Source organism: Sphingobacterium sp. UBA7855 (assembly GCA_002500745.1).
GTDB lineage: Bacteria > Bacteroidota > Bacteroidia > Sphingobacteriales > Sphingobacteriaceae > Sphingobacterium.
Map to the genome: position 1 here is coordinate 171,128 of DLST01000007.1, position 19,189 is coordinate 190,316.

The 19,189-nt window shown below is 45.3% G+C and carries 17 protein-coding genes; 13 read left to right on the top strand and 4 right to left on the bottom strand.

Annotated features, from left to right (window positions below; all coding sequences use genetic code 11):
* Positions 1-7: 7 nt before the first annotated feature.
* From B2107_RS05620 to B2107_RS05635, 4 genes are all read left to right on the top strand, one after another.
* Positions 8-934, top strand: a complete 927-nt coding sequence (locus B2107_RS05620; protein WP_293953899.1) for a hypothetical protein — start codon at positions 8-10, stop codon at positions 932-934.
* 65 nt (positions 935-999) lie between these two features.
* On the top strand, positions 1,000-2,343 hold the full coding sequence (locus B2107_RS05625) for a TlpA family protein disulfide reductase (protein WP_293953901.1): 1,344 nt from the start codon (positions 1,000-1,002) through the stop codon (positions 2,341-2,343).
* A 21-nt stretch (positions 2,344-2,364) separates the two neighbouring features.
* Positions 2,365-3,456, top strand: coding sequence for a thioredoxin family protein (locus B2107_RS05630; protein ID WP_293953903.1), 1,092 nt, complete (start codon positions 2,365-2,367; stop codon positions 3,454-3,456).
* Positions 3,457-3,505: 49 nt separating this feature from the next.
* Positions 3,506-4,399, top strand: a complete 894-nt coding sequence (locus B2107_RS05635; protein ID WP_293953905.1) for a S1 family peptidase — start codon at positions 3,506-3,508, stop codon at positions 4,397-4,399.
* Positions 4,400-4,477: 78 nt separating this feature from the next.
* Here B2107_RS05635 and B2107_RS05640 read toward each other — a convergent pair whose 3' ends face one another.
* Positions 4,478-5,086 carry a flavin reductase family protein gene (locus B2107_RS05640; RefSeq protein WP_293953907.1) on the bottom strand — a complete coding sequence of 203 codons (609 nt, stop codon included), beginning with the start codon at positions 5,084-5,086 and terminating at the stop codon, positions 4,478-4,480.
* 273 nt (positions 5,087-5,359) lie between these two features.
* On the opposite strand from B2107_RS05640, the gene B2107_RS05645 reads away from it, so the two are divergent.
* From B2107_RS05645 to B2107_RS05680, 8 genes are all read left to right on the top strand, one after another.
* Complete coding sequence (locus B2107_RS05645) at positions 5,360-5,725, top strand: hypothetical protein (protein ID WP_293953909.1); 366 nt, start codon at positions 5,360-5,362, stop codon at positions 5,723-5,725.
* A gap of 79 nt (positions 5,726-5,804) precedes the next feature.
* Positions 5,805-7,193: a TolC family protein gene (locus tag B2107_RS05650; RefSeq protein WP_293953911.1), complete on the top strand. Its 1,389-nt coding sequence runs from the start codon at positions 5,805-5,807 to the stop codon at positions 7,191-7,193.
* A gap of 6 nt (positions 7,194-7,199) precedes the next feature.
* The gene (locus tag B2107_RS05655; RefSeq protein WP_293953913.1) at positions 7,200-10,373 is read left to right on the top strand and encodes an efflux RND transporter permease subunit; all 3,174 of its coding nucleotides are present in this window, start codon (positions 7,200-7,202) and stop codon (positions 10,371-10,373) included.
* Positions 10,374-10,485: 112 nt separating this feature from the next.
* Complete coding sequence (locus tag B2107_RS05660; protein WP_293953915.1) at positions 10,486-11,595, top strand: efflux RND transporter periplasmic adaptor subunit; 1,110 nt, start codon at positions 10,486-10,488, stop codon at positions 11,593-11,595.
* A 284-nt stretch (positions 11,596-11,879) separates the two neighbouring features.
* Complete coding sequence (locus tag B2107_RS05665) at positions 11,880-12,140, top strand: hypothetical protein (RefSeq protein ID WP_293953917.1); 261 nt, start codon at positions 11,880-11,882, stop codon at positions 12,138-12,140.
* A gap of 169 nt (positions 12,141-12,309) precedes the next feature.
* On the top strand, positions 12,310-13,158 hold the full coding sequence (locus B2107_RS05670; RefSeq protein ID WP_293953919.1) for an SDR family NAD(P)-dependent oxidoreductase: 849 nt from the start codon (positions 12,310-12,312) through the stop codon (positions 13,156-13,158).
* Between the two features lie 65 nt (positions 13,159-13,223).
* Positions 13,224-14,135, top strand: a complete 912-nt coding sequence (locus tag B2107_RS05675; RefSeq protein ID WP_293953921.1) for a helix-turn-helix domain-containing protein — start codon at positions 13,224-13,226, stop codon at positions 14,133-14,135.
* Between the two features lie 95 nt (positions 14,136-14,230).
* A complete protein-coding gene (locus B2107_RS05680; RefSeq protein ID WP_293953922.1) occupies positions 14,231-14,674 on the top strand; it encodes a hypothetical protein in 444 nt (147 codons plus the stop codon).
* A gap of 101 nt (positions 14,675-14,775) precedes the next feature.
* Here B2107_RS05680 and B2107_RS05685 read toward each other — a convergent pair whose 3' ends face one another.
* Complete coding sequence (locus B2107_RS05685) at positions 14,776-15,948, bottom strand: FAD-dependent monooxygenase (protein ID WP_293953924.1); 1,173 nt, start codon at positions 15,946-15,948, stop codon at positions 14,776-14,778.
* Between the two features lie 85 nt (positions 15,949-16,033).
* Between B2107_RS05685 and B2107_RS05690 the strand changes: the two genes are divergently transcribed.
* Positions 16,034-17,005: a helix-turn-helix transcriptional regulator gene (locus B2107_RS05690; protein ID WP_293953926.1), complete on the top strand. Its 972-nt coding sequence runs from the start codon at positions 16,034-16,036 to the stop codon at positions 17,003-17,005.
* Positions 17,006-17,007: 2 nt separating this feature from the next.
* Here the strand turns inward: B2107_RS05690 and B2107_RS05695 are convergent, their stop codons facing one another.
* Together B2107_RS05695 and B2107_RS05700 are read right to left on the bottom strand one after the other, a co-directional pair.
* Positions 17,008-18,069 carry a fatty acid desaturase family protein gene (locus B2107_RS05695; protein WP_293953928.1) on the bottom strand — a complete coding sequence of 354 codons (1,062 nt, stop codon included), beginning with the start codon at positions 18,067-18,069 and terminating at the stop codon, positions 17,008-17,010.
* 107 nt (positions 18,070-18,176) lie between these two features.
* Positions 18,177-19,106, bottom strand: a complete 930-nt coding sequence (locus tag B2107_RS05700; RefSeq protein WP_293953930.1) for a helix-turn-helix domain-containing protein — start codon at positions 19,104-19,106, stop codon at positions 18,177-18,179.
* Positions 19,107-19,189 lie beyond the last annotated feature (83 nt).

A 19,189-nucleotide genomic window follows, 5' to 3' on the forward strand; every position in this document is an offset into this window, starting at 1 on the left:
CGTCTTTATGAAAAATATACTTTATATAATTTCGCTCATCGTTCTTGCGCTGACAGGGGGATGCAGCAAAGAAGAGACCACCGCTTTTAACGACTATGACAAAAATTGGTTGGTGGTAGAAGATGATGCCAATGATGCTTCGACCCATGCAAGATACCTTTTCTTTAAAGAAACGGGAATACCGGTATTTGCAAATGACACGATTGGCACGCAGCAGCGCATCGATGTTTTCGGAAAGGAGTATACCCATTATGAAAAGCTATCCATGAGTTATTCCCTGGGTGGGGTGCAGACTGGGGCTCCGCCGCTGGTACAGTCATTTACCTATTGTAATAAAGCCGATGTGGGCACTGCGCTTACCTTTCTCAGGGATGAAATTATTCCTGTGTTACCGGAAGGAGTGCATGTTCCCAGTATTCTCTTGGTGGATGATATGACGAGCAATGCTTTTGGGTCGTATGCTTTTAAGGGGTTCAATACCGTAGTGATCGCGCAGGTATCTAAAATTCCGGGTATGGATGCGGCGACAAGGGCCAATTACAAAGCGGCAATTTTAAGGGCCATACTGACCAATACCATTCTGGAGAGCAGATTCAACAGCTTGCTGGACAAATTTTATGCCGTATCCAGAAAATATGTGCCCAACATGGATGCCTATGGCCTCTATATCTATTCATTAAACGCCACCAACGTGAAAGGACTTCCTGATGGCGTGCCCATCACTACACAAGCAATAGGCTTTTTGGGTACTGATCCCCGAAATTCCTATTATACCCCCATATCGACATGGATGGATGTGTGTATGTACCTCGAGGCGGCTGTGGCAAATACACAAGCACAGTTTAAACAGAAATATGGCGACAATCAGCGCATTATGGATAAGTATGCCATCATACGCCAGATATTCGAACAGATAAATTTTAAAATACAATAAGCCAATACGTAGTAAATAAAACAATTGTTTAGCAATTTTTAAAAATGAACAAAAAAACAAATAACATGAGAAACATCGTGATGTTAATGTTGGGAGTTACGCTTTCGACATCGCTTTCTGCGCAGACGACAATAGGGGGAAAGTTTAGTAAAATATTGCCGAATGGTGTAGATGTCGATCGGGTATTTTTCTCCAAACCGGACGATGGGGGGTTAATGACGGTGGAAGAAATGCTAAAATCAAAGACTGACCAAACTTTTCAGGCAGAGCTTAAACCGGCTGACCTGAATGTGATCCGGTATGTTGGCGTGTTCGAGGAGCAATATCCCGTTTACCTAAAGCCCGGTGAAAAGTTAACGATAGAAGCCGTTGATGGTAAAATAAATTATTCGGGCAACTTGAGCAAAGAAAATCAGGTTTTTGCAGCTTGGTATAAGCTTATTGCACCTTTAAGAAATTACGGCTATACAAAAAAAGGGTATACGCTACCTCCTGATGGCTATGTTTCTCTGCTTGATTCATTGGAGAAACCGGTACAGGATTTTGTGAAAAATATTCGTACAGGCAACGATAGCTTCGATAAGCAGGTCAAATATTTACTTCCCTACAGTTACAAGTTTGACGTATTGATGCCCTTGGCTACAGGTCTTTCCTTTAGATCCAAAAACGAATATCCTGCCCAGGTAGCTCAATTGGTCCAAGAAGAAAAATATGCCGATGCAAATCTATGGTCGCTGCCCATGGCATATCATTATATGATCAATTTAAGTTTTGTAAAATACATTCTTTATGATAATAAGCAAGGAATTGCAGCTGAGATGCTCGTTCCGGAAATTACAGATAACCCACTTCGGGCCAACTTTGTGTTGGCACATGCGCAACGCGGGACGACTCAAAGTCTCGTCAAGTTTTTGGAGGGGAATAGTAAATATATGATGAATGATAAGCAGAAAAAGGAATTGGCGCTGTTGCTTCGTCGTGCCAACTTGCAGGTTGCCGGCGGATCGTGGATTGATTTTTCTTACCCTGATGTCAATGGGAAGATGCACAGTCTTTCCGAAAACCTTGGAAAGGTCGTGTTGCTGGATCTATGGGCAACCTGGTGCGCCCCTTGTCTGGCGGAGGTGCCGGCACTTGAAAAATTAGAGAAAGAATTTCAGGGAAAAGATGTTGTTTTTATTAGTTTATCGTTGGATACGGACAAGGCTAAATGGCAGAATATGGTCAAACAAAAGCAACTGTCTGGTGTTCAGCTTTTTTCAAACAGCGAGCCGCGCTTTATGCAGGATTATGAAGTTAATGAAATTCCGCGTTACATTGTGTTTGACAAGAACGGTAAAACGGTCAATTTCAATGCGCCGAGGCCTTCTGATCCAAAATTGAAAACACTAATCGAGTCAAACCTTTAAAATTATCTTAACCGAAATAAAATGACTAAAATTTATACAGCGTTTCTATTCACGTGCTGCTTGTTGTGGCAGGTGACAGTATCCGCACAGGGAATTAATTTTGAGCACCTCACCTTAAATGAGGCCATTTCCAAAGCGTCTAATCCTGCAGATCCAAAACTGATTTTGGTCGATTGTTATACGTCCTGGTGCATTCCGTGCATCGAAATGGCTTCAACCGAATTTCCCAAAAAAGTGGCCGGTGATTATTTCAATCCCAAATTTGTATCCGTAAAATTTGATATGGAGAAGGGGGAAGGAAAAGAGATCGCACAAAAGTATAATGTTAAAGCGTACCCGACTTTTCTGCTGCTCAATGCCAAAGGGCACGAATTGAATAGGGTAGTGGGTAAATCGACAGCGGAGGAGTTTATAGAAAAAGTGACTGTCGCACTGGATCCTAAAAATTCGCTTCCGGGTATAAAAGCTGCTTATGAGGAAAAAAAGAGCATGGAGACCGGGATGCCTTACGCTTTGGCGTTATACCAAAATTCACAGGATCCGGGTCCGGTGCTGGACGAATTATTTGAAAACTCACAGGATTTTGAGCGCTTTAGCAAAAACTACCTCGAACTGGCCTTGGGCACCACCAAATTTGGCAGTCCGTTTTTTAAGAAATTGATGCTGGAAAAAGTGCGGATAGACCAGGCAATAGGTTCGGAAGTGGCCAATAGAATCATCTTTGATAAAGTCAGAAAGGACATGTATTTTATTGCCAATGAAAACGGCGCGCGCTTCAATATAGCTTATACCCCAAAAGAAGTGGAGGAGGTTGCCTATACCCTCGCTCTGTTAAAGTTGGATCCAAGTGTGCCCGAACACCATATGCCCAAGGTGGCACTGTATGTTGCAAATAATGACCTGGATGGCCTGATCCGCTACTACAACCGATACATCGGTCGATTGCGCTCTGATGATGTTTTTAAAGGTATTTTTGATGGTATTCTGTCGAGTAAGCTGAAAAAAGCTACTCCAGAGCAACATGCCGCTATCAAAGCGTATTTTCAGAACCAGGCTAACCGACTCAAAAAGGAATCGATGCAGTATCAAGAATATACTGATAATATTAAATAAACCAGCTCCGCGCAGTTGCTGCGCGGAGAATGTATAGCATATATAGGATATGGGTAACAAAAATATTGGAAAATATCTGGTTGCGGTTATTGTGGCTGCTGGATTGACCGTTGGAAAAGGGAAAGCGCAAGTTTTTACAAATGATGCAAAAATAATAGCCGGGTACGAACATGCTGTCGATTCGTTGCTTGCATTGGGTGGCTCGTTGTCCAGCGAGCTGGCACAACAACAGTTGAAGGAAGGAGGAAGTAGCGTTAAAATTAATGCTGTAAAACCTTTAAAGCGAATGCTAAAGAGTAATGAACTCTACAAATTGGCTAAGCAGGCAACTGTCATAACGGGCTGCGCTTATCTTTGTCCTAAGTGTGATAAGGTGCACCTTAGCGAATCTTCGGGGTATATCATTGATCCTAAAGGCATCGTTGTCACAAATTATCACGTGATGGCGACCTATGCTTTCATGAAAGATGGCAACAAGCCCAAAGGATTCTATGTGCGTCTTTCTGACGGAAAAACGTATAATGTAAAATCTATACTAGGTTCTTCGAAAATAGACGATCTTGCGATTTTGCAATTGGATACTCAAGGTGAAGCGTTGCCGGCCCTGCCGTTGGCAGCACGTGCAGAAGTAGGGGATAAGGTCTACGTGCTAGGGCATCCGAAGGGTATGCACTATTATTTTTCACAGGGCTATGTCAATAACAAATATCTGGAACAGACCGGCGAACCGAACAATAGGGTGTACCGCGAAATGATGGCTATTTCGGCCGACTATGCAACGGGCTCCAGTGGTGGCCCGGTGTTGGATATCTGCGGCAATGTCGTCGGAACGGTATCCAATACAAACATGCTGTTGCACAGCGATATGAATCCGAGTGTACAGATGGTCGTCAAAAACACGGTCCCCGTAGAGTCGCTGCGGAAAATAGTGTCACCGTTATAATTATTGAGGGGCCACGTAGAAATACGTTGGCCCCTTTTTAACCATGCCTGCGTTGTATCAGATCAATATACCGCTAAATTAGGGCTTTGCATAAGGCAGCCGTGCAATCCGGTTGGTGGTATGATAGCTGTCGAGCCCGCTACTTGTGACTGTGCCCGCTTCTTCGATATCAATATAGCCATCTTCCTTGACATAAGTATCCGGCACCAGCACGGTTGTGATCTGCCCAATGACCAAGGTCGTACCGTTGAGTTCAATGGCTGTTTGCTGCACAAATTTGCAGGCAAATTTTAGGGTACTTTCGCGCACAAAAGGAGCCGGAATGTTTTCCAGGTATTCGGGGCTGAGCCCGGCCTGTTCAAATTCGCTCACCCCTTTTGGATATTTGGCGCTGCACTGATGCGCCTGTTTTACAAAAGCTGGTGAAACATGATTGATGGTATAATACTGCTGTTCAACAATATTATCCAATGTACTGCTAAAGGGAGTGGCCGGCCGAACGATAATACCACAAAGTGCAGGATCTGCGCCCAAGTGGAATAAGCTACTGAACGTAGCTAAATTTTCACTTCCGTCGCTGTTCTTGGTACCTATGAGAACCAGGCTTTTAAACCCGCCCAGTGAATTGATAAAATTGGCCCTGTATCTTCGCTCAAATGCGTCGATTGCGTTTTTAGTATAAATCATCGTGTATAAATGCTTTGTGTTCGATTGTTAGCGATCCTGTCTAGCAGCCCCTGCATAGGAAGCTACAGAAAGCCGGTATGGCATAAGATTGCTATCTTTCAGCTGCAGCAGGTCATCACCTTTAAATTGATGCATAAATATACTAAAACATCAATTGCAACATCATGTTTACAAAAACTTTTGCTATGGCAATGTTACACGCACGTAATGCTCCATTTTTTATATTTGTGGCAGATGCAGATCAAATTGCATACGATAGTAATAATAAAGCCTATGTTAAGACGAGTCATCGTTCAATTTCTCTTACTTGTGAGTGCCATGATGCTTGTTGTGAAGCCTTTGATCGGCTTTTCACTCTACCATCAGGCAAAAACGCAGGGCGAGAATGAGTTTATCACCGTTATCAAAGCCTTTAGTAAACGCAAACAGGAATATTTGGACTGGGTGGATGCAAAGGATGGGGTCTGTCTCACGCTAGCGCCAGTTCGCCATTTTGCGGGTAAAATAAAAGAGTTTTTTATTACCCGTTTTTTCAACAGGTTTGTTCCTAATTTCGGCGCGTTTGCTACTACGCAGTTCCAATCTATCCTTTTGCCGCTAGACCGGCTCTACCTCCGTCACCTCCAGCTCACCTTATGATAAAAAAGCCATTTTAATTGTATGAAACACGTCCCCCGGGACGACAGACATTCATTTATTTTTAAAATAAGCTTTTTATATGTTTCAGAAACTTGTCCTTATGGGGCATGTGCTGCTCTGCTGTAGCCTATGGGGCTATGGTCAGGAGCGTCATGTGCCTATCAAACTCAACCAGCTGCTATCTTCGGTAACGGCGCATGCACCCGCTCTGCAAACCGACTATGTGCGTACACAGGTGCAGCAGGCTCGCGCTGCCGAAGTGAAAAATAACCGTCTGCCCAGCCTTCAGCTGTCGTATCAGGCAGATATCGGTTCCAATAATAATGTACCGGGGCCGTACTTCGGATTTGGTCTCGTGCCCACGAATAACGGTGGTATCAGAGCCGATAATAAGTATCAGGCGGTGAGCAGCAATCTTGGCATTGCAGCGTTCCAGTGGGAGCTGTATAATTTTGGTCAGTTCAAAGCCCAGGACGCACTCGCCCAGTCGGAGGTGAATGTCGAAAACCTCCGTTTTGAGCAGTCTAAATACGACTTACAGTCTTTTACCATCTACAGCTACCTGCAGTTATTAAAGCTGCACGACCTGATCGGTATTCAGTCGCGTAGTATAGCGCGTAATCAGGAAATACGGCAGTCCATATTTGCACTGGTCAAAAGCGGCATCCGGGCCGGTGTAGATACCAGTATGGCCGATGCCGAAATATCGCGGAGCCAGCTTAGCCTCATCGAGCTGGACAATCAGCAACAGCAATTGCAGATTCAGCTGGCCACGTTGTCGGGTATGTCGCCCCGGGAGATTGTCGCAGATACCTTGGCCGAAAAGATTCTTTTCGAGCAGGTAAAGAATGCACCCATTGAACTCGACGGTGGCCGCCAGCATCCGATGGTCGCCTATTATAATGCGTTGTTCGATAAGACCAAGATGGAAGAAAAGCTGGTTGCCAGCAGCTACCGCCCCAAGCTGTTCCTCTCCGGCGCAGTCTGGGGAAGGGCGTCCAGTGTGCATAGTGACAATAGCTATGGATCGCTCACCGATGGCTTTGGTTTGCAGCGTGGCAATTACCTCGTTGGCCTAGGCATCAACTACAACCTGTTCGACCTGCGCCGCAAAAAGGTAAAACTCAATACGCAGCGTCTTATGGTGGACGAGGCCGGACAAAAGCTGCAGGAACAACAGGCCAACATTGCCATGAATATCGCCCAGTCGGCCGCCGAAGTGGAAACCGCCGCACGACGGCTCAAGGAAATACCGCGGCAAACCAAGGCTGCGAATGCCGCCTATCGGCAGAAGTTTTCCCTCTACAAAAACGGCCTCATCGATATCGTGGAGGTCAACGTAGCCCAGAACATGCTCTATCAGGCAGAGCGCGATTACATCACCGCCAAGTATAATTATTACCTGGCATTGTTTCACCAGGTGGTGGCACAGAACAATGTCGATGGCTTTCTTCAACTTTTTAATTAATCTTTTATGTCACTTGTCACAGCTGCTTTACGAAGGCCCATTACCACGGTGATCATCACGCTGAGCTTGCTGCTCTTTTCGGTGCTGTCTGTACTGAAAATACCGATTGATATCTTTCCGCAGCTCAATTCGCCGACCATTTACGTCATCGAATCATATGGCGGGATGTCGCCGCAGCAGATGGAAGGTTTCTTTTCCTCGCGGATGCAGGATCAGTTTCTCTATGTTAATGGAATCAAAAATATATCTGCCAAAAATATTCAGGGCCTTACGCTCCTGAAACTTAGTTTTTACGAAAATACCGATATGGCCGAAGCCTCGGCGCAGGTGGCACTGCAGGTCAATCGGGCCATGAAGTTTTTTCCGCCAGGGGCATTGCCCCCGCAGGTGGTCCGTTTTGATGCTTCTTCACTCCCTGTGGGGCAGCTGGTGCTGTCTTCGAAGACCAGAAGCCTCAAAGAGATCTACGATATGGCGAGTACACTGGTGCGCCCAACGTTTTCGTCGGTACCGGGGCTCTCGGCACCGCCACCCTTTGGCGCCAACTCCAGAACGATCACCGTGAATGTAGACCCCAACAAATTGCGGAGCTACAACCTCACCGCTGATGAGGTGGTGATGGCCTTGTCCAAATTCAACGTCATGTCGCCGTCGGGTAACCTGCACCTCAACAACACCATGTACGTAACCACCATCAATTCTTTGATCAAAAATGTGGCGGATTTTGCTGATATCCCTATTCTCACAAAAAATGGAATCCCGATTTATATCAAGGATGTGGCGCGGGTGTCGGACGCTTCGGATGTAACCGTAAGTTATGCCCTCATCAATGGGCGGCGGTCGGTGTATATTCCTGCTGTGAAGACATCGGATGCGTCTACCTGGGCGGTGGTGAGCAACCTCAAAGCCAAACTGCCCGAAATCCAGAATCTGCTGCCAGAAGATGTCAAGGTCTCTTATGAATTTGACCAGTCGGTGGCGGTAATGAATTCCGTGCAGAGCCTCTTGCATGAAGGTGGACTGGGCGCTTTGCTTACTGGACTCATGGTGCTGCTGTTTCTGCGCGACTGGCGGAGCAGCCTTATCGTCATTGTGACCATACCGGTATCCATTCTGATCGGTGTACTGCTGCTGACTTTGTTTAGACAGACCATCAATATCATGACCTTGAGTGGATTGGCACTGGCTATCGGTATTCTGGTCGATCAGGCTACCGTGACCATCGAAAGCATACACCAACATCAGGAACAGGGGGCACATAAACGTAAGGCCATCTATCAGGCCTGTCAGGAAATCGCTGTACCGTTGCTGTTGATTCTGTTTTGTATTCTGGCTGTATTTGCACCATCCTTTATGATGACGGGGATACCGCGGGCCATGTTTCTGCCACTTTCTTTGTCCATTGGATTGACCATGATCGCTTCTTACTTTATGGCGCAGACGCTGGTACCTATTCTATCCAACTGGCTGCTCAAAGAGCATCATATCGGTCATTTCAAATCAGACTCGCCGGGATTTTTTGAGAAAATTAAAAAACGATACCGCTTTGGCCTGTACCGCTCCATGCGGCACAAGGGCAAAGTGATCATCGGTTATCTGCTGCTTACGGTAGGGCTTGCAGCAGCAGCGTTTATGTACATCGGCAAGGATATGATGCCCAAGGTCAATAATGGGCAGTTTCAGCTGCGCATCAAGGAACCGGATGGGACTAGGCTCGAACGTACCGAAGAGTCTGTCAAACAGGTGCTGCAGGTAATTGATAGTACGGTAAACCATCAGGTTGCCATTAGTTCGGCCTACGTGGGTTTGGTGCCCAGCAGCTATGGGGTGAGCAACCTCTATGTATTCAATACCGGTACGCATGAGGCAGTGATTCAGGTGAATCTCAATGCAGACTATCATGTCAATATGGATGAACTCAAAGATGCTTTGCGGCGAAATATCCGGTATAAACTGCCCAAATTGCGCCTCAATTTTGAGCCTATTGATATGACCGAAAAGATTATGAGCCAGGGAGCGGCAACACCGATCGAAGTGCGTGTTGCGGGCAAGAAAATGGACGAACTAAAGGTCTACGCCGATAAGGTGGTCAGCTCATTGCAGCACATCGACTACCTGCGCGATGTGCAGATCGCGCAGCCACTTCGCCTGCCGACGATTGCCATTGCCATCGACCGGCTCAAAGCCTCACAGCTCGGTCTGCAGATGGATGATATTGCGCGATCGGTGACCGCCAGTACTTCGTCTAGCCGATTTACGCAAAAAATCCAATGGCTCGACGAAAACAATACCTATACTTATCAGGTACAGGTGCAGGTGCCGGAATATGTGATGAATACCATGGACGAACTGCGGGAAATTCCACTGGTGAAAGGGCAGCTGACGCCAACCTTGGGCGATATCGCTACTTTCAATACCCAATACGTACCGGGTGAGTACGACCGGCAGGGGCCAAGGCGCTATTTGACCGTGATGGCCAACATTCATCAAAAAGACCTCGGCACAGCGACTGCCGATGTGCAACAGGCTATTCGCGAGCTGCCGGCGCCGCCGCGCGGTGTCGTTGTCGAGATGAAAGGGATGTCAACCTTATTGCTCGATACCATGGGCAGTCTGCAGCTCGGCTTAGCCTGCGCCGTCGTTGTGATCTTTCTGCTGCTGGCCGCCAATTACCAAAGTGTCAAGCTTTCGCTAACCGCATTGGTGACTATTCCTGCAGTGATCCTTGGATCCTTGGCCATGCTTTTGCTCACCGGTTCTACGCTCAATCTGCAGTCTTATATGGGTATGATTATGTCCACGGGGGTGTCGGTGGCCAATGCGATCCTGATCGTGTCCAATGCTGAAACGTTGCGCATAGATTTTCGCAATGCCCGCACAGCGGCGCTGGCCAGTGCGACCACACGGCTGCGCCCCATCCTGATGACCAGTATGGCCATGATTGCCGGCATGATTCCCATGGCCATGGGCATGGGGGAGACAGGCGAACAGGCCGCTCCGCTGGGAAGAGCCGTTATCGGTGGATTATTTGCATCTACCTTTGCCGCTCTCTTCGTACTGCCGCTCCTGTTTGTGTGGATGAAGGAAAAATCCACGTTTGATTCCGAATCGCTGTTGCCGCAGGACGAGCCTGAGCACCGGCCTTCATCCATCGAAACCCATCCGCAGAAACTGCGGTGATAAAGGCCGCAAGGTTGAGTACACAGAAAGAAATAGTAATTAAAGACAAAAATGCCAAAGGCATGCGCGCTGACTGAATGCAGCATGCCTGCGTTAAAGAAAATACAAACGCATGAAAAAGAACACGAATCGGATGCAAAAAATAGGCTATACATTACTACTGGCGGGCTTGCTGTCGGCTTGTGGTCACACCGAAAAGCCAATTGATCTGACGCCAAAAAATCCATCTAAAGCCAGTACTTACCAAACCACATTAATACAAGAGAAAGTGATGTCTAGCAGCGTACGCCTGCCCGGTAAACTCAAACCCTTTAATGAGGTAAATATCTATGCCAAGATGAACAGCTTTGTGAAGCATATCTATGTGGATAGAGGAACCCTTGTAAAAAAAGGACAGTTGCTGATGCAGCTGGAGGCACCCGAGATGCTCGCTGCGGTACAGGCGGCGCATTCCCGTTTTGTGCAGGCACAGGAAACGGCTTCGGCAAGTAAGGATAAATATAAAAGGCTTAAAAATGCAGCGCAGGAGGAGGGGGCAGTGTCGCCGCTTGATCTTGATAATGCCCTTTCGAAGATGAAAGCGGACGAAGCGGTAGCGATGTCCGAGAAAGCGAATGTGGAGGAAGTTGAAATGTTGCAGTCTTACCTGAATATCAAGGCGCCTTTCAATGGCGTCATTGTGCAGCGTAACGTCTCCGAAGGAGCGCTCGTAGGACCGGGGAAAGGGAATGATCAACCGCTATTGATCTTGCAGGATCTCCATAAGCTCCGGTTGGAGGTACAGATTCCCGAGACGTATGTAGATAAAGTGGATCTCGAGAAAAAAGTGACCTATCGTTTCAATAATACGCCAAATAGGGTGTTTGAAGGGATGATTGCGCGTTCGGCAAATTCTCTGGGCGCCATGCAGTCGGAAGCCATAGAGGTGGACGTGCCCAACTCGGATAATAGACTCAAGCCTGGGCTCTACTGTGAGGTGGATATTCCCTTATCTGCAGGAGCTAATTCACTATTGGTGCCCTCCAATAGTATTGTGCGTTCGACAGAAAGGCAGTATGTAATTCAGCTCAAAGACGGCAAGACGCATTTTGTGGATATCAAAGAGGGGGTGTCGACACATGATTCGACCGAAGTTTTTGGAAAGCTGAATAGGAATGATCAGATCTTGCTGCACGCCAACGATGAAATCAAAGAGGGAGTCAAACTGCCTTTGGAAGAGTAAGCATCCGCCAATGGCTGATCCGTATGAAAGGCCTCCACGAGGCCTTTCAAACTTTTGTTAGCCTTGGGTTGCGACCAATAACTCAGACGTTATACCCAAAAATTCATTTTCCGCAGCACAGCAATCGGATGCAACTATTCGCGTTTAAAAAAAAGATGATTTATTATCATTTTTTAAAGCAAAGACCGTCGCTTTTGGCACGATTATTTATCGATATTTATACTTTCATCGCATTCGTTTGGGCGTAACGACTATGGTTTAAAATTTTTAGAAGATTTATATTTATGCAAGGCACAATAGACAGGATAGACAGCGAGCATCACCGTTCGCAGGTGTTCCGTTTAACCTACAAAGGACAGGATTACCAGTTGGTGTTGTTAAAAAAATCTTTATCAAAGCTCGATATGGAGCTGCCAATTTTGCTGGATGGAATTGACCAAAAATTAGTTAAAAAAGGAGACAGCTGGTTTTTTGAAAATATGCATTCCGATCAGCACTTTGCTACCGAGATCTGGCGTAACCTATCGCTTCGGTACCGCCTGTAAGCGAAAATTTATTCTTGCCTCGTCTTCCTGTGGACAATAAAAGAATGGTGCAACTTAGCCAACCTCGAGGCAGTTTGTTGTAATTGTTTGATTTTCGCCATCTATTGTTTCTATTTAGTCACCACCGTCGTTGATCGATGTGCTAAATTTGTCTTATAAATAAATTGATATGGAGACAAATAAAGTATGGTTTATAACGGGAGCGTCCAAAGGTATGGGGCTGTCGTTGGTAAAAAAACTGATTGAAAAGGGCTATCGCGTAGCAGCAACAAGTCGAAAATTACTAACTTTAATTGATGCTGTGCAGCATGTTGATCCGATCCATTTCTTACCACTGGAAGTGGATTTGAAAAGTGAGAAAGCTATCCGTGAAGCTGTCGCACGTACCGTTGCTCACTTTGGAAAAATTGATGTTTTGGTAAATAATGCAGGCTACGGGATAGGGGGGGCGGTTGAAGAAATAGATCAGCAAGAAATCAAAGATAGTTTTGACATTAACGTCATGGCTGTCATCAAAACTATGCAGTCCGTTATGCCTTACTTCAGGCAGCAACGATCGGGCAACATCATTAACATTTCTTCTATTGCGGGGTTTGCCCCGGGAATTGGCTGGGCAATGTATGCTGCTACAAAATATGCGGTAACAGGGCTTTCGGAAGTCATGGCAGAAGATGTAAAGGAGTTTGGCGTGAAGGTGACGGTGGTGGCGCCGGGGGCTTTCCGCACCGAGTTTCTGCAAGATAGTTCACTTGTTTTGGCCCAAAAGAAAATTGATGGCTACAGCGCGGTGAGGGCCTCACATGAAAAATATGTCGCAATGCACGGGACACAGATCGGCAATCCCGAACTGCTGGCTCAGGTTTTTATCGATCTGGCAGAGCATCCCAATCCTCCTGTGCGCCTCTACCTAGGAAGCGATGCCTACAAAAGGGCAACGGAAAAAATCAAGTTACTTTCGGAAGAGCTGGAAAGCAATAAGCCTATTTCTTATGCGACTGATTTTAATGCAATGTCGTAAGCGACAAATAGAGACGTTGTCATTATCAGTGACAACGTCTTATTTGATTTTCGTATATTCAATGCATGGAAAAATTGCAGTCGCTGGAGGAATTTTATCAGTCTAAATTTGAACGTATTCCGGAGAACATCCGTCATGGGGTAGGGCATTTCAATGTCTTTACAATTGATGAATATATAGGGAAGCATACGAAGCCAGTCGTCTATAGCCGAAAAGATTATTATAAGATCACCCTGATTATTGGTAAAAACAGAATACATTATGCCGACAAGGTGGTCGAAATAAAAAAACAGGCCTTGTTTTTTACCAATCCGCAGATTCCTTACAAATTTGAATGGATTGATGATTATAAATCTGGATTCTTTTGTGTGTTTACGGCATCGTTCTTTCATCATTTTGGTAACCTCAACGACTACGAAGTGTTTAAACCCAACGCCTTACCCGTATTTGAGCTGACGGATGAACAACTGGAAGATATTAAGCAGGTGTATAGGAAGATGCAGGATGCCTTATATTCGGAGTATGTACATAAATACGATCTGCTGAGAAATCTTGTGTTTGATCTGCTTCATTATACGCACGGCATGCAGACGGCGTCTAAAGTGGCAAAGAAGCAAGCAAATGCATCTCAACGGATAACCCATATGTTTCTGGAACTCTTAGCGCGTCAGTTTCCGATTGAGGATGCGCGCCAACGGATCGGCTTTCGCTCGCCCTCGGAATTTGCAGCACAGCTCGCCGTCCATGTTAATCACCTAAACCGCGCCGTCAAGGAAACCACCGAAAAAACAACCTCCACGATTATTGCCGACCGTCTGCTGCAGGAGGCCAAAATATTGCTGCGGCATACGGAATGGAATGTTTCCGAAATCGCTTATTCGTTAGGTTTTAAAGAGGCTACTCATTTCAGTAATTTCTTCAAAAAAAAGATGCAGATGACACCGCTCCGCTTTCGGGAAATGGATATCGTCGGTTAAATCTGTGATTATTGAACTATTTGTGGACCTCTTGTGTTCTCAAAAGAACAGTAGATACATTGTAAAGATAAATTTAAAAACATAAACTGCAAAATATGAATGGATTGAATAAAAATATGCTGGGCGGATTGTTCGGTGCGCTCGTACTTAATATAGTCCATAGTGCTGCCAAACGGTTTGACTCCAAAGCTCCTGAAGTGGATAAAGTGGGGGAGGAGGCGATGCAAAAAACGGCGCGCTTTGCGGGTTTTAAACCGCCAAAAGGTAATGCATTGGTCGCGGCTACATTCGGTGCGGACGTCGCTTCAAATGCGATGCTGTATACGCTTATCGGATATGGCAGTCAGAATAACCTGCTGCTCAAAGGGGCGCTGCTGGGAACGTTGGTGGGCGTAGCCACATTGACTATACCAGAACAGGCCGGACTGAATGCCGAACCAATAAAAAAGACCGATCGTACCAAATTAATGACCGTGGCATGGTATGTAATCGGCGGAATAGCGGCTGGACTGGCAATAAAGGCTATGGGAAAAAAATAATAAACAGTTTCATCGCTTTATGCACAGGGGAAGTACCCTGCGCGTAAAGCGATGAGTTGATAAACAGTTTTATGTGCTGGCGAAGGGGCAAAGCGTAGGCATTAGTCTAAAATAAAATTTTCCTGATCTTTCGTGAGTATAATCGGATCTGTCATTATTTTTTGCACATCACTGAAACTAGCATTCCGGAATTTCGAAACAAATTTGGCAAGGTGAAAGGCATTTTCGGGTAAAAAAGATAAGGCATTATTCTTCGCATTGCTCTGAAACTTACTGATAACAGGCTGCATCAGGTGGTTGTATTTTTGACAGGCGGACGGCAGGTCGTCAGGCGCTAAAGCAAGATAATGGGCTAAAGCTTTGGCACCATAAATTGAAAGTGAAGCCCCCATGCCGGATAGCGCTGTAGGACAGTAGCCTGCATCACCCAACAACACCATCCTTCCGTTGATCAGGTTTGACGTATGTACCATGCCCATCTTGTCAATGAAAAATAAACCTTCATCCAAAAGACTGTCAAGTAACTGATTTACTTCAGCATTGTAATTGCCAAAAGCATTTTTAAGAATGGACGGTGCGCAGTTTCTTAAACTACTCAAGTTCTCAAAACTACGTAGGTAACATTGGATGGCAATCTCATCTTCTGCGATGGGATAGATCGACAGCATTTTGTCTACATCGATATAGATTTTGAAAGCACCTACTTTCTTGTGGTGATAGCGCTTCAATCTGCCGCCTACGTACAGCATATTGAAGTCCTCAAATTGAACGTCTTTAAAATACTGCTGCCGAGTAGCAGAACGTAGTCCTTCCGACACGATAATCAAATTGACACAAAGGGTCTTCCCGTTTGAAAGCTTTACTTCTGCGTAATCTCCCTTTTCGTTGACTTGTACCAGCGTGGTGTCAAAAAGGATTTCGACATCGCTCTTAATGGCGTCGTGCAATACCTCGTGCAATCCGCCGCGCGATATCAAAACCGAGCGTTCGATGTTTTCATTCATTTTGTCATAAGCGATGCTTTGGATGATGGTCTCGTCGGTTTCCACAAAATCAACGGTCTCGGAAGGGGATGATGCTGCCTTTAGGGCAGGGGTAAGTCCGAGCTCATCCATGATTTTTACACCGAAGCTTTTTAAAGATATAAGGAATCCTGCCTTGCTGAATGATGGCGTGCGATCCACCAGCGTGACACGATGACCTTGTTGCGCCAGGAAGTTTGCTGCAGTCAAGCCGGCAATGCCGGCACCAGTAATTAAAATATGTTTTTTCATTGCATTATTGTTAAGAATTAATGCAAACTTATGTATACTTTTAAGGCTAAAATAGTTCAATAAAAAGCAAAATTAGTCCAATAAAATGAGTGGTGTCCATAAAAATGAAGAAATGAGCTACTGGGCCGATCGCCTGGGCGTTTCGCTATCGCCCGACAGACACGAATTGGAAATGCTCGAACTGAATGAGCTGAAGATGGTCGATCTGTTGCCCGAAATGCTGCTTATGATTCGTTCGGTGGTGGCCAAGCAAACCTTTTGCTTTCGGAGGGAGCCAATCAAAATCATCGAAAATGGGGTATCGATTTCGTTTCAGAATATCATTCATTCACCCTCAACTGCGCATGCACAACCCCATGTCCGCATCGTACCCTTACATGTGGCAAGCGAGTTGACATTTCCAAAAGCCGTCAATATTCAGCAGGTCACCATCCTCGTGAGCCTCGGCTATTTAAAAAGTTTCATCGGAAAGGAACACAAGACATTCGATTATCTGTTTGATAACGACAAAACGCTCTGGATCGAGGAATTTATGTCGCCGGAGATAGCGGCAATCGCCAATGAAATAGCGAAGTGTACCGGTAGGGAACCGCTTTCTGATGCCTTTTATAGGTTAAAATCACTCGACTTACTCTTTCATCTGTTTAAAAACCTGTCTGCCAGAACGCAGGTCACGCATCAGCAATTAACAAAATATGAACTCGAGTCGATCTATCGGGTGAGGGATCAGCTCGCAAACGACATGGGCCGGCCTTTTCTTCAGGAAGAATTAGTGCGCATAAGCGGAATGAATGTCATTAAACTGCGTAAGCTTTTTACACAGGTTTTTGGGATGGGAATGTATCCTTACTACCAGCGTCTGCGCATGCAGGAGGCTGGACGGCTTTTAAAGGAAGAATTATTGTCTGTTTCTGAAACTGGCTACCGCTTAGGATTTAGCAATTTAAGTTATTTTGGCAGATTATTCGAGAGCCATTTCGGATCTAAACCGAAAAAATGGATGCAGCTTCACAAGCATGTTTCTTCCGGATCTAAAAAATTCCGAGATACGTTCTGAGTCTATTTTGACATGGCTTCCAATACTTTTAAATGCGATCGAAAAGCAGTCCCAAAGCTACGGAATTCGTTGTACTGTATTTTATATTCGCTACACGTCTGCTTGACAATCCGGTTGAGTGCTGGATAATGGACGTGGCTGATCTTTGGAAAAAGATGATGCTCCACCTGAAAATTGAGTCCGCCAAGCAACCAGGTTAGTACCTTGTTGCGGGTAGCAAAATTTGCGGTGGACTGGATCTGGTGGATCATCCATTCTTCTTCGACCTTAGACTGGTCAATGGTTTTGAATTCGGTCTCCTCAACCACATGGGCCAGTTGAAATACAGTGGCCAGACTCATGCCACATACCGCACCTGAAATCAGCAATCCGATAAGAGTGGGCAGCCACCCCACGAAGATGACCGGAATAATGACAAATAAGCTGATGTGAACAAGCTTACTGACCCAGAAAATAATACGCTCGCTGAGCGGAAAATGAAATCGCTCAATTTTATCACCCATACGGCCACGAAAATACTTCTCATAATCCTGGTAAAAGATCCATGCTAAATAGGAAATTCCATAAAGCAACGGAAAGTAAAACCGTTGATAGCGGTGGTGCTTACGCAGTTTCTGGTCGTGATGTATACGCATAAATTTGACCTCGATATCGTGGTCTTCGCCATCGATGTTGGTGTAGGTATGGTGGGCGATATTATGTTTGAGTTTCCAAAAGTAGATATTACCGCCCAATAGATTGAGCGAGTAGGAAAGTAAAGTATTGAGGCGTTTGTTGTCTGAAAAAGAATTGTGCCCCGCATCATGCATGATATTAAAACCAATGGCAGCCAGGTTGATGCCAAAAATCAGGCATAATACGATGGCAACGCTCCAGTGCAGGGGGGCGAATACGAGCAGGCTATATAACACAATGAAGCTGATGAGCAGGATAGCCGCTTTCAGATAAATTTTACGATTCCCTGTTTTGGGTTGTAGTGAACTTTGAAAATACGTATTGATTTTTTGTTTTAGCGTTTTAGAGAACAATGTATTTACATTGCTGAATTTTACAGACTGGGACATTTGACTTTTTACGGGAGAGATATGCTTTCTTTTTTTACGATTCGATCTTGAGTGATTGAATTGGTCTAAAGGTACGTTAATTTATTCGAACGACGATCATAATAAAGTTAAAGATTGTTAAAGCCTATCGTTCTCCTAAATTCAAGGGGTGAAACCGATGTCTTCTTTTTAAATAACCGATTGAGGGACTGTGGTTGTTCAAATCCAAGCTGATAGGCGATTTCGGCGACAGAAAGTTGAGACCGTGAAAGCAGATTTTTTGCTTTTTCGATGACCTTATGTTGGATGTGGTTCTGTGCGCTCTCACCGGTTTGCGCTCGCAGTAGATCGCTTAAATAGTTTTTTGACATATGCAGCCGTTCCGCAAAATACCCTACCTGCGGAAGGCTGGTACGTGCTGTGTCGGAGTCAAAGTATTCATCAAGCAGTTGCTCAAACCGGCTTACCAACGGTATATTGTGTGCCTTACGGGTGATAAACTGACGGTCATAAAAGCGCTGTGCATACACAAGTAACAATGCTATGAAACTGACAATGGCATCTTGGCTGTAGCTGTCAATCGTGCTTTCATATTCGCTCAAAATTCCCTTTCCGATCGTTCTGATCTGCTGCTTTTCCTTTTCGGATAGGAAAAGTGCTTCATTGACTTCATAGTCGAAAAAGCTATAGTTACCGATGTTGTTTGCCAAGTCATAGGTGCGGATAAAATCTGGATGGAAAACAACCGAATAGCCAACTTTGACATCAGAGCTCGTCGGATCTACAGTAATGGTCTGCCCGGGCTTGAAGAAGGTCATTAGGCCTTCGCGAAAGTCGTATTGATGGGGGCCATAGCGTAATACGCACTGTGCATCTTCTTTGACGGAAATGCAATACAGATTGAGCAGAAAGGTGGTTTCTACCGATGGATGTGTATGCTTGTTCTTCGAGAAATCGATGATACTGAAAAGCGGATGCTGCGGTTTGGGCAACTGCAATGCTTCATGATACTCCGCGATGGAATTTACCTTAACAAATGCTGGTTCTTTCTTTGACATGTTCGTAGTAGCTATCAAATATCTTTGACGTTTTTGTATTGCCTAGCGTATGATAGGCTAATTTAAGTAAAATGTCATGCGCT